The following is a 13,272-nucleotide window of genomic DNA, read 5'->3' on the forward strand; positions in this document are numbered from 1 at the left end:
ATCAGCGGCCGGGATCGGCCGGGGAGCGATACCCGCATCCCCGATCGGCTTAGGTTGATCTTTTACAGGGTGACGGCCGTCGCCGCGTCGAACGGGGAGCCTCATGAAGGTCGTACTCGCCGGAGGATCCGGCGTGCTGGGTCGGCGGATCGCGGCCGACCTGACCGCGCGCGGTGATGAGGTCGTCGTGCTGACGCGTTCGCCGCGCCCGGACGACGCCGGTCGCCCCGGTCGGCAGGTCGGCTGGGACGGCGCGAACACGGGTTCGTGGGCGGCGGAGCTGGCGGGCGCGGCCGTCGTCAACCTGGCGGGCGAACTCGTGGACCGCAGGCCCACCCCGGCCAACGTCGAACTGCTCACCAGATCACGTGTTCAGCCGACCCGGGCCCTCGCCGAAGCGGCGTCCCGCCTGGACGAGCCGCCCATCGCCTGGGTTCAGATGAGCACGCTGGCGATCTACGGCGACGGCGGTGAGGAGGTGATCACCGAAGACCATCCGCCCGCCGACGAGCCACCGCAGATGACCGGGGTGGCGCGGGCCTGGGAGGCGGCCGCCACCGACGCGGCCGCCGAACGCCAGGTCATCCTGCGCACGGCGGTGGTCTTCGACCGCGACACCCCGGCGCTCGACCGCCTGACCGGCCTGGTGCGCTGGGGACTCGGCGGCCGGATGGCCTCCGGCCGCCAATGGATCAGCTGGCTGCACATCGCGGACCTGCTCGCCATCGTGCGCCGGTGCCTGGACGACCCGGCGCTGACCGGCGTCGTCCACGCGACCAGCCCTCGTCCGGTCCGCAACCACGAGCTCATGGCGACACTGCGACTGCTCCGGCACCGCCCGCCGGCTCCGCCGACCCCGACGCCCCTGCTGCGGCTCGGAGCGCTGGTGCTGCGAACCGACCCGGCGCTGGCGCTGCTCGGCCGACGTTGTGTACCCGCCCGCCTGAGCGAGGCGGGTTTCACGTTCGCCTTCCCGGAGCTGAGGCCCGCACTGGCCGACCTGCTCTGACCGCGGCCACGCCGTCAGGGCCCGCCTCGCGGGGCAGGAAGGTCCGGTGGGGGACTCGGATGACGTGCGTCATCGTCAGCGCACGGGACCGAAGCGGTCGATGAACCGGCCCGTCCCGGCGTCCACGCCCTCGGTCGTGCTCGCCCGGCTCGGCGACAGACCGGTCCGCCGTGTTCGCCGCCGACTGGCGACTGGTGTGGTGGAACCGCAGCTGGGCGGCCCTCCTCGGTGATCCCTCCGTGGCCGCGCCCGAGGAACGGAATCTCGTACGCGTGCGTTTTCCGGGGAGTATCGAAAGACGATTCAGCACCCGATCATGGGCGACATCACCGTCGACTGCGACGTACTCGCCGACTCGGACACCGACCTCAAGATCGTCATCTACACGGCCGTTCCCGGCGGCGAAGACGAGACGAAGCTCGACCTCGCCCGCGTCACCGGCGTGACGACCGGCGATGCGCGACCGAGCCCATGATCGCGTTGTCGGCGGCTCCCGCCCGACTAGAACGATCGGGCGGGTCTCCTCTCGAAGCGGCCCAATGGGCGATTGAGGCTATTCCTCGGGGCAGAGCACTGCTTCGGCGGCTTTGTCGAGGACGGCCGGGTTGAAGCTCATGTGGGAAATGCTCAGCGTGGCCGACACGGCGAACTGGCCTGTCGTGACGGGGCGACTGAGACCGGACATCGCGAAGGGCCGGTGTCCTACGGACACCGGCCCTGGCGTTCTGCCCGGTGCCGGGCTCAGTCGGTGCCGAGCACGCGGGAGAGGAAGGCGATGCCCTGCTGGACCGCCTCCTGGGCGGCGAAGGTGTGCCGCAGTGGGTTGAGGCCGACGAAGTCGTGGATGATCCCGCCGTACCGGACCGCGGTGACGGGCACGCCGGCCGCGCGGAGCTTGGCCGCGTAGGCCTCCCCCTCGTCCCGCAGTACGTCGGCCTCGGCCACGATCACCATGGCCTGGGGCAGCCCGGCGAGGTCGTCACCGGTGGCGCGGAGCGGCGAGGCGGTGATCTCGGCCCGCTGAGCGGGGTCGGTGGTGTACTGGTCCCAGAACCACTGCATGCCCTCGCGGGCGAGGAAGTAGCCGCTGGCGAACTGATGGTAGGAGCCGGTCTCGAAGTCGGCGTTGGTGACCGGGTAGTACAGCAGCTGCCCGGCGAACCGTACGCCACCGCGCTGCTTGGCCAGGATGGTGGCGACGGTGGCCATGTTGCCGCCGACGGAGTCCCCGGCGATGGCGATCCGTGAGCTGTCGAGCCGGTAGTCCGCGCCGTTGGCGGCGACCCACTCGGCGACGGCGTAGACCTGCTCGATCTGGGTCGGGTACTTCGCCTCCGGCGCGAGGTCGTAGTCGGGGAAGACCACGGCGGCGCCGGTCCCGGCGGCCAACTCCCGGATCAGCCGGTCGTGGGTCACCGGGCCGCCGAACACCCAGCCCAGGCCGTGCACGTACACGATGACGGGCAGGACGCCGCTGGCGCCGGCCGGGCGGACGATGCGCACCCGGACGCTGCCGGTCGGGCCGCCGTCGACCTCGATGTCCTCCACATCGGCGGGCGCCACCGTGGGTACGGGGTCGGTCTGCACCTTCACCGCGATCTTCCGCCCTTCCTCGGGCGGCAACTGGAACAGGAACGGCGGCGTGGAGTTCGCATCGGCGAACGCTTGGGCGACCGGCTCGAGCACGGGCTTGACCTGGTCGGTCATGATGAGTCTCCTTTGGATCCGTGAGTGTGGAAGAAGGGCCGAAGTCCTCAGGCCCGGGCGGACAGCAGGACCTTGGTCCGCAGGCCGCCGTTCTCCAGGTCGCGGTGGACCTGCGCGGCGTCCGCCGGCGGGACGACCGCCCGGACGTTCGCCGCCATCTCGGGACCGTAGGCGACCGGCATGGCACCCGCCTTCGTCAGAAGGTCGAAGTCACCGGGGCGGACCGCGGCGAGCACCTGGGCGCCGCGAGCGACGGCGAGCCGGCTGGCGATCAACCCGACCGGTCCGGCCGCTCCGGCGATCAGTACGGTCTCACCTGCGGCGACGCCGACCTCGTCGACGACCCGCGCCGCCGCCTCACCAGAGGCCGGCAGCGCCGCGGCGTCCTGGGCGCTGGCTGACTGCGCCACCCGCACCCAGTAGCGGGCCAGCATCTGACCAGCGTAACCACCGAGTTCGGGAAGGAAGACCGCGACCGCGTCACCCGGCCGCACGTCGCTCACCGAGGAACCGACCGCGTCCACCACACCGGCCGCCTCGCCTCGCCCACGGCGCACTTCCGCGGCCCTCCGCCCGCCAGACACGCTGGACCGCCACCGACGAAGACTGATGGGAACGACTCGTTCCCGTCGCGAGCGCCTTCCCGGCGGTGGGCTCGGACCACCGGCGATCGGTGCGTGTAGAACACGGCAGGCGCCAGCCATCAAGCCGGTGGGCATAAGCCGCCGACGGCTTCGTCCTCCGAGTCCCGATCGTCGACTTCGCGAACAGGGGCACCCGGCCTTGCCGACCGGACGGCGCTCCGGACGCTCTCAAGTACGCCCTGGGACAACCAGGAGCGTCCCGCTCAGGCGGTGCACAGAAGAAAGAGCCGGAGTTGATACTCATGGGCATTGTGAGCGAGGCCGCCGGAAAGGCCAAGGACGCGGCCGTCGGCACGGCCGCCAAGGTCGGTCCTTAAGAAGGGTGCCATCACCGGTGCGGTCACCGGCGCCGGCCTCACCGGCCAGGTCGGTGGCGCCCTCCTCGGCGCTGCAGCCGGCGCCGCCGCGGGTGCGGCCGCCAAGCACAGCGAGAACAACCGCTCCTGACGGCTTCGACCGCTCAGTCGGGGGCCCGGATCGTCCTGTGACGGCATCGCCGCTGCGACGGTCATGAGCCGAACGGGCGGCCCCCTTCACCGGGGGCCGCTTCGCTTTGAGCGCGGGTTCAGGCGCCGCGCGCCCGCAGGATTCCTTCGACGCCCAGCAGGAAGGTCTCGGAGATCAGTTTCGGGTCGAAGAGGCAGCCGGCGGCCATGGCGCCGTCCCGGAGCATGACGAGATGCCGGCCGGCTTCGTCGGCGGGAGCGTCGCCGACCTGCGCCAGCAACTCGGTGACGGTGTCCAGGAACCACTGGCGGTGGGCCAGGACGGCTTGGTGGATCGGGTGGGTCGAGTCAGGGTATTCGGCTGCCGCGTTGAGGAAGGCGCAGCCGCGGAACCCGGGACCCTGGATGCCTTCTGTGATGAACCGGCCGACAGCCCGGACCGCGTCGGCCGCCGACTGCTCGCCCGCCTGAGCGGCCTCGACCCCTGCCCGGATTCCCCGGTCCGCCTGGTCGAGGTAGGCGAGGACGAGCTCTTCCTTGCCCGCGAAGTGCCGGTACAGCGTGGCGCGGGTCACCTGCGCCTCCGCGATGATCCGGTCGACGCCGACGGAGTGGATTCCCTCTGCGTAGAAGATTTCGGTCGCCGTGCTGAGCAGCCGCGCTCGCGCCGCCGACGTGCTGCCGCCTCCTGTGCCCTGACTCATGCGGCCAGCCTATCTCGCTCACGAGGGAGAACGTTCGGTCTTGACAGACGTCGACTCCGCCCTCTTGGATACACAACAAGACCGAACGTTCTCCCTCAGAAATGGGGTGCCTTCATGGCTCTCCGCCGCATCCCGCTATTCGCGGGCGTGGCCCCGACCGCCGTCGCCGGCTCCGCGACCGTTTTCCCGCGACCGGTTCGCCGCCCCGGCGCGGTCACGCGTCCGATCGAGGAAGCGGACAGGAGCATCCGATGACCCGGCCGAGTGACACCGACACGCTCTCACTGAAAGGAACGTCCGTGGACACCCTCGTCGGCACCGCTCCCGTCAGCGTCCCCGCAGCCCTGCGCAAGCTGTACCTCCTGCGCTTCGCGTTCGCCGCTGTGTGGGCGGTCCTTCTGTTCGCGACCGCCGACACGCTGGGCGCGCTCACCGCCACGCTGCTGGTGATCTACCCCCTGTTCGACGTGGCGTGCGCGGTCATCGACATCAGGTCCGCCCAGGGGAACGGCCGACCGGTGCGCGGCCTGTACGTGAACATCGTGCTCAGCACCCTCGCCGGCATCGGCCTCGCCATCGCCGCCACCTCCGGCATCCCCGCCGTCCTGCGGGTTTGGGGCGCCTGGGCCGTCACCGCGGGCATCGTCCAGCTCATCGTCGGCGTCGTCCGACGCCGGCTCGGCGGCCAGTGGGCGATGATCGCCAGCGGCGCCATCTCCACACTCGCCGGCGCCTCGTTCGTCGCCCAGGCCGGCGAGGACGGCGCCTCCCTGAGCAACCTGGCCGGATACGCCTTCCTCGGCGGCGTCTTCTTCCTCGTCTCCGCCCTCCGCCTGGGACGCACCCGTACGAAGGCGTGACCCTGGCTCCCATGGACCACGGGCCCCGTCCGGCCCGCCGCAGACGGTGCCCGTGGCCTCCCGCAGTGGACAACGCACCCAGCGTCCAGGTCCCGATCGTCGATCATTTGGTCCTGACGTGGAGCCGAGACTCGCCGACGAGACACTGAAGCGGCGTTCCCGTTACAGGCCCAGGACTCCTACGATCAGGGCGGTTACGCTGTTTCGGTGGTCGGGGGTGTCCTCCCAGCGGAGGGTACGGCCGGCTTCGGCTACTACGCCGAGACCTGCGTGGACCAGGACTCGGGCCTGGCGCCGGTCCAGGTCGGGGCGAGCCAGGCGGAGCTGCTGTTCCCAGACGGTGATGTGTTCGCGCTGGGCGAGGGCGAGTGGCTCGCGCACATCCGGTGGCAGGCCGGGTATCTCGGCGCTGGCGACGCTGGTCAGCGCGGTGTACTCGAAGCTGTAGGCCACATAGGTCGCCGCCAGCGCGAGCACCGCTTCGTGGGGGTCGGCCACGTCGCGCAGGTTCTGGTCGACGGCCTGGGCCAGGATTCCGGCGGCCTGCAGGCAAGCTGCGGTCAAGATGTCGACCATGCCGGAATAGTGCCGGTAGAGCGCGGAAGGGGCCAGCCCGACCGCCTTCGCGATCTGCCCGTTCGTGACGTTGGCGAATCCATCCCGAGCGAACAGCGGGATGGCCGCCGCGAGGATCTCCGCCCGTCGCGTACGCGGTACGGGCCGGGCGGGCAGGTCGACGGACCGCACGCGCCCGCCCGAAGCCGGATCGGTCGCCGCCGCCCGGAGCGCGGCGGAAAGGAGCACCTCTTCGAGACGACGTTGAGCGATGGAGGTGTGATGCGTCGTGATGGACCCGATGACCCCGAGTGCCGCCACAGTACGCAGCCCCTCCAGAGGCAGCGCGTGTTCGCGGCGCACCGCCACCGTCACCCGCTCGACGACCTGCGCGAACTTGCCCCCGACCCGTCGGCGGTCGGCATCGTTCAAATACCGAGCCTCCCACCGGTACAGGCCTCCCGACGTCCGGTACTCCACCGTCACCCGGATGAGCGCGCTGAGCACCTCTGCCAGCGAAGCCTCGGGGGGCACGCCGTCGAGCGCCCCGACGAGCCGCTCCGCCATCCCGTCCGCGCATTCGGCGAACAGCGCGTACTTGTTCGGGAAGTGTCGGTACAAGGCCGCCGCGGTGATGCCCACTCTGGCGGCGATCTCGTCCATGGACGCCCCGTGGTAACCCCGCTCGCTGAACACCTGGCCGGCGGATTCGATGATCAACTGCTTGCGGTTGCGCGGGCGGGTGGCCGCGCCAGTCCCTGACGTCACGGCGACACTCGGTCGGACGTACCGACGAACACGGCCATACGCGCAAGTCAATCACAGCGTGATGGATCAGCTCCTGGTCCAGAGGCGGCCCGCCGACCGGGCGGAAGCGCGATCCGCTGTACGAACTGATGAAGGGCGTCTCCGTCGATTCGACGGGGAGCGCGGCCAGAAGGTCTCCACCGACCGGCCGGGGCATGGCCATCGCGGCAGCAGGAGAACTCGCGTGAAACAGGTCCTTGCCGTCCTCGACTCACCTGGTTATGTTAATGGAAATTCTCTCCTCTCCGACTCCGCCCGTCCCCCCAGGTGCAGACGAGATGCGCTGTATCTGGCCCCACGCGGAAGTAGGTAAGTGAATGGAAAGTCTCAGCAGAAGGCGCGTCCTGACGCTCGGCGCCGCCCTCGGTCTCACGACCGCGGCGCTTGAGGCACCCAAGCCGTGGTCGTGGTCGTCCGCAGGCTCGATCGCCAAGGCCGACACGGTCACCGACCCGTTCTCGGTGTGGGACCCCGTGCCGGACCAAGTGGCGGCTCAGCTACTCGCCGACGGCAAGATCTCGGCGGTCAACACCGCCTGGCAGTCGTGGGTCAACAACAGCGATCCGCTTCCGTCCGGAATGCCGAGCTACCTGGTCTCTTACCTGCAGCAGGTCAACCAGCTCCCCTCGTGGGCCGACCCCAGCGTGCTCGCCGCGTCCGAGAAGCTCTACACGCGCCTGAGCAGCTACCTGTTCGTGTCCGAGAGCCTCGGTAGCGGGATCCTGAGCACCGTGATCCCACGGGAGGCCCGCGCGGTCTACTGGTCCGCTGGCGGCGCCGACATGAAGGCCCGCGCGGCCAAGACCTTCACCTTCGGGTACGACCTGCACAGCGGGAGTGCCTGGCACCCAACCGGTCACTTCATCGTCAGCGCCAACAAGACGCGACTGGTGCACTCCATGGTGCGCAACCTGCTCCCGACCTCGACGCACTTCGAGGCGACCGCGGACGAGCCGAAGCCGATCAGCAACGGCGACATCCTGCGCACCTTCCACTCGGTGGCCACGGTCGCGCACAACAACATGCAGAAGTGGGGCGTCAGGCTGTCGGCCGCAGAGCAGGCGGCGGACCTCCACGCCTGGCAGGTCGCCCTCCACCTGCTCGGCGTCCAGGACCGGTTCATCCCGCAGAGCTGGGCCGACGCTCAGGCACAGGCGCAGCAGATGCTGTGGCCCAACCTCGCCTCCACGACCGAGGGCATCAGCCTGGCCCGGACGCTGCTCGGCTACATCGAGCAGCCCACCCTGGGCGTGGACACCGGCTTCGTCAGCGAGATGGTCCGCTATCTCATCGGCGACACCTACTCGGACTGGCTCAAGCTGCCACACGACCTCGTCTCACGCGCCCTGATCGAGACCGGTTGGCCGCTCTACGTCGCGTTCCGCGAAGGCACGTCGAGCACCGCCCCCAGCGGCTACTCCCTGTTCGACTCATTCATACGCGGCGTCGCGATGCTGTACCTCAACAACGGCACGTCGGCGACACAGACCCCCATCACCCTCCCCAGCGCGAACCGACCCGGCGCCTGAATCCGCCGAACCCGCACCACGGAGCCACATCCGGTGCAGGTCGGCACCGTCTGTGACCTGCACCGGAGCGAAGCGACGATCTCTGTTGAACAACGGTGAACGTCGGCGGATGAGACTGGCTCGTGAGCCGCCCGACCGCACACGCGAGCGCCCTTCAACCGCTCTGGTCACGTCCAGGCAGTGATGAGGTCCTCAGGCGTCAAGTTCAGCACGGCATCGACGACGCAACCGCTGCGGGCAACGGCGAGCTTCTGATCAACCCCTGGACAGCCACCTCATGAACGCGTGAGGTCAGCGGGGCGGCCGGATTGGTTCCGTGGGCGAGGTCTGCGGTGCTGTCCAACTGGCGAGGAGTTTGAGGCGGTCCTCCGAGGGGGTGCCCGGCTCGGCCGTGTAGATGATCAGGTCGTGGACGGCCCGTTGAGGCAGCGGCAGGTTCAGGGAGCGGAAGGTCATCTCCAGACGGCCGACTTCAGGATTGTTCAGCCGCTTGACGCCTTCGTGACGGATTCGGACGTCGTGACTGGCCCACATGGTGCGGAAGTCGGGGCTGAGCGTGGACAGTTCGCCGACGAGCTCGCGCAGGACCAGGTCGTGAGGTTCACGTCCGGCTTCGGCGCGGAGCACTGCGACCGTCGCCCTAGCGCCTTCCTCCCAGTCGACGAAGAAGTCGGGGGAGCCGGGGTCGAGGAAGAAGTAACGGGCGAAATTGGCGAAGCCCCGACCGCCGGTGGTGTCGCTGTCGAACATCGGTGAGTACAGGGCCCTGCACAGCGCGTTGCTTGCGACGATGTCCAAACGACCGTTGCGTACGAAGGCGGGGGCCATGGTCATGGAGTCCACCATCCATTGGACGGGAGACGGGATCCTGACGTCCTTGCGGCGGTGCGACCTGCGGCGGGCGGGGCGAGCCGCTCTGGCCAGATCGAGCAGGTAGGTGCGCTCGTCCTCATTGAGGAGCAAGGCCTGCGCGACCGCTTCCAGCACGCTCTCAGAGACGCCGCTGATATGGCCCTTCTCCAGCCGCGTGTACCACTCGGTGCTCACGCCGGCGAGGGCCGCGACCTCCTCGCGCCGTAGTCCCGGAACCCGTCGGCGTCGGCTGGTGGGCAGTCCGACCCGCTCCGGGGTGAGCTTGGCGCGTCGGCTGATGAGGAAGTCGCGGATGTCCGAGCGGTTGTCGGTGGGATCACCGGTGTGGTTTTCGGACGGAGGTTCCATTCGTTCACAGTACCCATGGTCCGGCCGATAGAGAGGTTGTGTTTATACCCCCCATAAACGCGCCCTTGCCCGCCTCCGACGGCGCCGGTTACCTGGGGTCGGCGGACTAGAAGCGCACTCCTTCAGGCCGCCGTCCGCCGTCCCCCATCCACACCTCAGGAGCATGACCATGGCCGGCAAGACCGTACTGATCACCGGGGCGACCAGCGGTATCGGCGCCCACACCGCGCGGTTGCTCCTCGACCGCGGCCACCGCGTGGCCGTCACCGGCCGCAACGAGAACAAACTGAAGGCGTTCCTCGACGAGGCCGGCCACCCCGACCGGCTGCTGGGCCTGATCGCGGACGCGGCCGACTGGCAGGCCACCGAGTCGGTCGTGACTCGCACCGTGGAGCATTTCGGTGCCCTTGACGCGGCGGTGGCCAACGCCGGATTCATGTCCGGTGACTCCATTGGGGCCGGCGACCCGACACTGTGGTCGCCCATGGTCCTCACCAACGTCCTCGGCCCCGCCCTGCTGGCCCATGCCAGCCTGCCCCACCTTGAGGCCACTGGCGGACGGCTGGTGCTCATCGGCAGCGTCGCCGGGCTGAAGAACTCTCCCGCCAATTTCTACTCGGCCACCAAGTGGGCTACCACCGGACTCGCTGAGAACCTGCGCCTGCACGCCACGACCCGCGGCATCGGTGTCACCCTTGTCAACCCCGGCATGATCGACACACCCTTCTGGCAAGGCGCCGGCGTTCCCCCCTTCGCCCTGCCTCCCCAGCCCATCGCCGAGGCCATCTGCTTCGCCCTCGACCAGCCGGCGGGCGTCGACCTCAACACCCTGACCATCCGGCCCGTGGGCCAGCCCGTCTGACCACGCTCGGTTGTCACACCACGCCGCGTGCCGCATGCCGGGCTAAGGTCAGTGCTGCCTCCGGCGAGCGATTGAGGCTACGCCTCAGGCCAGGAAGCACGTCGGCCGGCACCCTGGGGGTACCGGCCGACGTCTTGCCTGATCAAGCTGGCGGAGGATGCGAGATTCGAACTCGCGAGGGGTTGCCCCCAACACGCTTTCCAAGCGTGCGCCCTAGGCCACTAGGCGAATCCTCCGCCGCAGAGCCTACCGGTTCTCCGGCAGTGCGCGAACCTCGATGACCGCCTCGGGCGGAATCGGGCCGTAGATATGGGGGAAGACGTCGTCGCCGACGGGCTCGTGGCGGACGTCCAGACCCGCCGGGTCGATCACGAGAAGGACTAGATCGTCGAGGTCGGCGTAGAAGGCGCGCCGGACGCCGCGTACCTGGTCCTCATCGCGGGAGGCGTGGATGAAGCCCTCCTCGGCGAGCGTGCGGCCGCGGGTCGACACCTCGTACGGGCGGCCGGAGTCCCGCGACGCCTCCCACTGGGTCCGTTCGGCGATGTGGAGGATCGGTGTACGCGGGTCTGTCAGATCGCCGGCCATGAAGCAGAGCGTACGGGCCGAATCCATGCGCCGGATGCCATAGACTCGGATCAGACCCCTCGCACGGCGTCCATCCTGTGAACCTCCCCAGGGCCGGAAGGCAGCAAGGATAAGCAGGCTCTGACGGGTGTGCGGGGGGTCCTCTGCTTTTCGACGAGGACGGACCCCCATGAGTCTGGCTCTGTACCGCAAGTACCGGCCAGCGACGTTCGCCGAGCTCAAGGGGCAGGAGCACGTCGCCGAGCCGCTGCAGCAGGCGCTGCGCAACGGGCGCATCCATCACGCGTACCTGTTCAGTGGTCCGCGCGGCTGTGGCAAGACCTCGAGCGCGCGCATCCTCGCCCGCTCGCTGAACTGCGAGAAAGGCCCGACTCCCGAGCCCTGCGGCGAGTGTGAGTCCTGTGTCGCGCTCGGGCCGTCCGGTGCGGGCCACATCGACGTGATCGAGATCGACGCCGCCTCCCACGGTGGCGTGGACGACGCGCGTGATCTGCGGGAGCGCGCCTTCTTCGCGCCCGTGGCGGCGCGCTACAAGATCTACATCATCGACGAGGCGCACATGGTGACCCGTGAGGGGTTCAACGCGCTGCTGAAGCTCGTCGAGGAGCCGCCGCCGCACCTGAAGTTCATTTTCGCGACCACCGAGCCCGAGAAGGTCATCGGGACGATCCGGTCGCGTACCCACCACTATCCGTTCCGGCTGATCCCGCCGGGCACCCTCCGTGAGCTGCTCGAGGACATCCTGCAGAAGGAGGGCGTGCCGTACGAGCCGGCCGCGATTCCGCTGGTCGTACGCGCCGGGGCGGGGTCCGCCCGTGACTCGGAGTCGATCCTCGACCAGCTGCTGGCGGGCGCGGGCGAGGAGGGCATCACGTACGCCCGCGCGGTGTCCCTGCTCGGGTACACCGACTCGTCGCTGCTGGACCAGGTCGTGGACGCGGTGGCGGCCCGGGACGGGGCGGCGGTCTTCGCCGCGATCGACCGGGTGATGGAGGGCGGCCAGGACCCGCGGCGGTTCGCGGCCGACCTGCTGGAGCGCTTCCGTGATCTCGTCATCCTGTCGAACGTCCCCGACTCCGGCGCGACGGGCCTGCTCAACGTGCCGCCGGACGAGCTGGAGCGGATGCAGGCGCAGGCGTCCCGGCTCGGCCGGGCGGAGCTGACGCGCGCCGCCGACCTGCTGCACACCGGCCTCACGGAGATGCGCGGGGCGACGTCGCCGCGGCTGCTGCTCGAGTTGATCTCCGCGCGGATCCTGCTGCCCGGCGCGTACGACGACGAGGCGTCGCTGCTGACCCGGCTGGAGCGGCTGGAGCGCCGCATCGCCCTCGGCGGCCAGGTCGCCGCGGCCGAGGCCGTACCGCAGCCGTCCGTGCCGCAGAGCCACCCGCAGCCGTCCGTCCCGCAGAGCCACGCTCAACCGGCTGCGGCGCAGAGCCGTCCGCAGCCGCCCGCTCCGCAGCCGCCCGCTCCGCAGGCGACGGCTCCGGCCGAGGCTCCCCGGCCGCAGCCGTCGGACTCGGCCGGGCATCAGCCTTCCGCCGCCCAGCGGCCCGCCGCGCAGCGGGAGGAGTCACCGGGCGGCGCGGACTGGCCCGTGCCCGCTCGGACGTCCGGGGCTGGGCGCCCGTCGGCACCGGCCGCCGGGCCGTCGTCCGCCGCCGAGTGGCCGACGCCGTCCGCCGCGGCGCCGACCAGGCCCGCACCGGCGGCCGCGGCGCCGAGCGGAGGCTCCGGCGCGGCAGCGCCGGCGGGCGGGGTGGACGTGGCCGCGATCCGGCGGATGTGGGTCGACATCCTGGAGGCGGTCAAGCAGCGGAGCAAGGTCGCGTGGATCGTCCTCATGGAGGGCGTGGAGGTCGCGTCGATCGAGGGCCAGGTGCTCACGCTGGCGTTCGCCAACGACGGCAAGCGGCGCGGGTTCACGACCGGCGGCAAGGACGCCGTCCTCCGCGACGCGCTGAAGGAGATCCTCGGCGTCGACTGGCGTATCGACGCCGTCCTCGTCGGCGGCTCGGGGCAGGGGGCACGGCCCGCGCCGCCGCCTCCGGACCCGGGCGGGTGGGGCGCTCCGGCGGCTCCGCCCCGCGAGTCCCGTACGCCGTCGCCGGCCCCTTCCGCGCCGACTCCGCCGCCCAGTCCGGTCCCGCCGCCGCCCGAGCCGGTGGACGAGGAGGACGAGGTCGATCCGGAGGGCGACGCGGACGCGGGGAGCGAGGCCGCTCTCACCGGAATGGCCCTGATCGAACAGATGCTCGGCGGAAAAGTGATCCAGGAGTTCGACAACACCTGACGTCCGGGAAAAGGCTCGGTAACGTCACGGTCATCTCGCCATGAACC

The 13,272-nt window shown here is 70.2% G+C and carries 11 protein-coding genes, 1 tRNA gene, 1 other RNA gene and 2 pseudogenes; 8 read left to right on the forward strand and 7 right to left on the reverse strand.

Annotated features, from left to right (window positions below):
* Window positions 1–103: 103 nt before the first annotated feature.
* The 3 genes and pseudogenes from AB0K82_RS09560 to AB0K82_RS09570 all read left to right on the forward strand — a co-directional run.
* Window positions 104–1,009 (forward strand): TIGR01777 family oxidoreductase, encoded by a 906-nt coding sequence (locus AB0K82_RS09560; protein ID WP_364394764.1) that lies wholly within the window; start codon window positions 104–106, stop codon window positions 1,007–1,009.
* Between the two features lie 170 nt (window positions 1,010–1,179).
* Window positions 1,180–1,280 (forward strand): annotated as a pseudogene (locus AB0K82_RS09565) (hypothetical protein); the annotation flags it as partial.
* 24 nt (window positions 1,281–1,304) lie between these two features.
* Window positions 1,305–1,484, forward strand: a pseudogene (locus tag AB0K82_RS09570) (transcriptional regulator); the annotation flags it as partial.
* Between the two features lie 266 nt (window positions 1,485–1,750).
* On the opposite strand, the gene AB0K82_RS09575 reads toward AB0K82_RS09570, so the two are convergent.
* From AB0K82_RS09575 to AB0K82_RS09585, 3 genes are all read right to left on the reverse strand, one after another.
* Window positions 1,751–2,716, reverse strand: a complete 966-nt coding sequence (locus tag AB0K82_RS09575) for an alpha/beta hydrolase (RefSeq protein WP_364394766.1) — start codon at window positions 2,714–2,716, stop codon at window positions 1,751–1,753.
* 47 nt (window positions 2,717–2,763) lie between these two features.
* The gene (locus AB0K82_RS09580; RefSeq protein WP_364394768.1) at window positions 2,764–3,273 is read right to left on the reverse strand and encodes a hypothetical protein; all 510 of its coding nucleotides are present in this window, start codon (window positions 3,271–3,273) and stop codon (window positions 2,764–2,766) included.
* A 652-nt stretch (window positions 3,274–3,925) separates the two neighbouring features.
* Window positions 3,926–4,510 carry a TetR/AcrR family transcriptional regulator gene (locus AB0K82_RS09585; protein WP_364394770.1) on the reverse strand — a complete coding sequence of 195 codons (585 nt, stop codon included), beginning with the start codon at window positions 4,508–4,510 and terminating at the stop codon, window positions 3,926–3,928.
* A gap of 299 nt (window positions 4,511–4,809) precedes the next feature.
* On the opposite strand from AB0K82_RS09585, the gene AB0K82_RS09590 reads away from it, so the two are divergent.
* Window positions 4,810–5,370 (forward strand): hypothetical protein, encoded by a 561-nt coding sequence (locus tag AB0K82_RS09590; protein ID WP_364394772.1) that lies wholly within the window; start codon window positions 4,810–4,812, stop codon window positions 5,368–5,370.
* 162 nt (window positions 5,371–5,532) lie between these two features.
* On the opposite strand, the gene AB0K82_RS09595 is transcribed toward AB0K82_RS09590, so the two are convergent.
* Window positions 5,533–6,693 (reverse strand): TetR/AcrR family transcriptional regulator, encoded by a 1,161-nt coding sequence (locus tag AB0K82_RS09595; RefSeq protein WP_364394774.1) that lies wholly within the window; start codon window positions 6,691–6,693, stop codon window positions 5,533–5,535.
* Window positions 6,694–7,049: 356 nt separating this feature from the next.
* Between AB0K82_RS09595 and AB0K82_RS09600 the strand changes: the two genes are divergently transcribed.
* Window positions 7,050–8,261: an oxygenase MpaB family protein gene (locus tag AB0K82_RS09600; protein WP_364394776.1), complete on the forward strand. Its 1,212-nt coding sequence runs from the start codon at window positions 7,050–7,052 to the stop codon at window positions 8,259–8,261.
* Window positions 8,262–8,552: 291 nt separating this feature from the next.
* On the opposite strand, the gene AB0K82_RS09605 is transcribed toward AB0K82_RS09600, so the two are convergent.
* Window positions 8,553–9,482, reverse strand: coding sequence for a helix-turn-helix transcriptional regulator (locus tag AB0K82_RS09605; RefSeq protein ID WP_364394777.1), 930 nt, complete (start codon window positions 9,480–9,482; stop codon window positions 8,553–8,555).
* A 169-nt stretch (window positions 9,483–9,651) separates the two neighbouring features.
* Here AB0K82_RS09605 and AB0K82_RS09610 point away from each other — a divergent pair, with 169 nt between their 5' ends.
* Window positions 9,652–10,344, forward strand: coding sequence for an SDR family oxidoreductase (locus AB0K82_RS09610; RefSeq protein WP_364394779.1), 693 nt, complete (start codon window positions 9,652–9,654; stop codon window positions 10,342–10,344).
* 148 nt (window positions 10,345–10,492) lie between these two features.
* Here AB0K82_RS09610 and AB0K82_RS09615 read toward each other — a convergent pair.
* A tRNA-Ser gene (locus AB0K82_RS09615) sits at window positions 10,493–10,580 on the reverse strand.
* Between the two features lie 10 nt (window positions 10,581–10,590).
* Window positions 10,591–10,932: a DUF952 domain-containing protein gene (locus tag AB0K82_RS09620; protein WP_364394781.1), complete on the reverse strand. Its 342-nt coding sequence runs from the start codon at window positions 10,930–10,932 to the stop codon at window positions 10,591–10,593.
* Window positions 10,933–10,982: 50 nt separating this feature from the next.
* On the opposite strand from AB0K82_RS09620, the gene ffs reads away from it, so the two are divergent.
* Both ffs and AB0K82_RS09630 read left to right on the forward strand, forming a co-directional pair.
* Window positions 10,983–11,079, forward strand: an RNA gene (gene ffs, locus AB0K82_RS09625) — signal recognition particle sRNA small type.
* 22 nt (window positions 11,080–11,101) lie between these two features.
* Window positions 11,102–13,225, forward strand: coding sequence for a DNA polymerase III subunit gamma and tau (locus AB0K82_RS09630; RefSeq protein ID WP_364394783.1), 2,124 nt, complete (start codon window positions 11,102–11,104; stop codon window positions 13,223–13,225).
* Window positions 13,226–13,272: the final 47 nt, after the last annotated feature.

The sequence above is a fragment of the Actinoallomurus sp. NPDC052274 genome, from assembly GCF_040679475.1.
In the GTDB taxonomy this organism is placed as follows: Bacteria; Actinomycetota; Actinomycetes; order Streptosporangiales; family Streptosporangiaceae; genus Actinoallomurus; species Actinoallomurus liliacearum.

What these genes read in the sequence shown, in the direction of transcription:
- AB0K82_RS09560 (WP_364394764.1), top strand. Translation starts at nt 104, where the DNA reads ATGAAGGTCGTACTCGCCGGAGGATCCGGCGTGCTGGGTCGGCGGATC.
- AB0K82_RS09630 (WP_364394783.1), top strand. Translation starts at nt 11,102, where the DNA reads ATGAGTCTGGCTCTGTACCGCAAGTACCGGCCAGCGACGTTCGCCGAG.
- AB0K82_RS09575 (WP_364394766.1), bottom strand. Translation starts at nt 2,716, where the DNA reads ATGACCGACCAGGTCAAGCCCGTGCTCGAGCCGGTCGCCCAAGCGTTC.
- AB0K82_RS09610 (WP_364394779.1), top strand. Translation starts at nt 9,652, where the DNA reads ATGGCCGGCAAGACCGTACTGATCACCGGGGCGACCAGCGGTATCGGC.
- AB0K82_RS09620 (WP_364394781.1), bottom strand. Translation starts at nt 10,932, where the DNA reads ATGGCCGGCGATCTGACAGACCCGCGTACACCGATCCTCCACATCGCC.
- AB0K82_RS09585 (WP_364394770.1), bottom strand. Translation starts at nt 4,510, where the DNA reads ATGAGTCAGGGCACAGGAGGCGGCAGCACGTCGGCGGCGCGAGCGCGG.
- AB0K82_RS09600 (WP_364394776.1), top strand. Translation starts at nt 7,050, where the DNA reads ATGGAAAGTCTCAGCAGAAGGCGCGTCCTGACGCTCGGCGCCGCCCTC.
- AB0K82_RS09605 (WP_364394777.1), bottom strand. Translation starts at nt 9,482, where the DNA reads ATGGAACCTCCGTCCGAAAACCACACCGGTGATCCCACCGACAACCGC.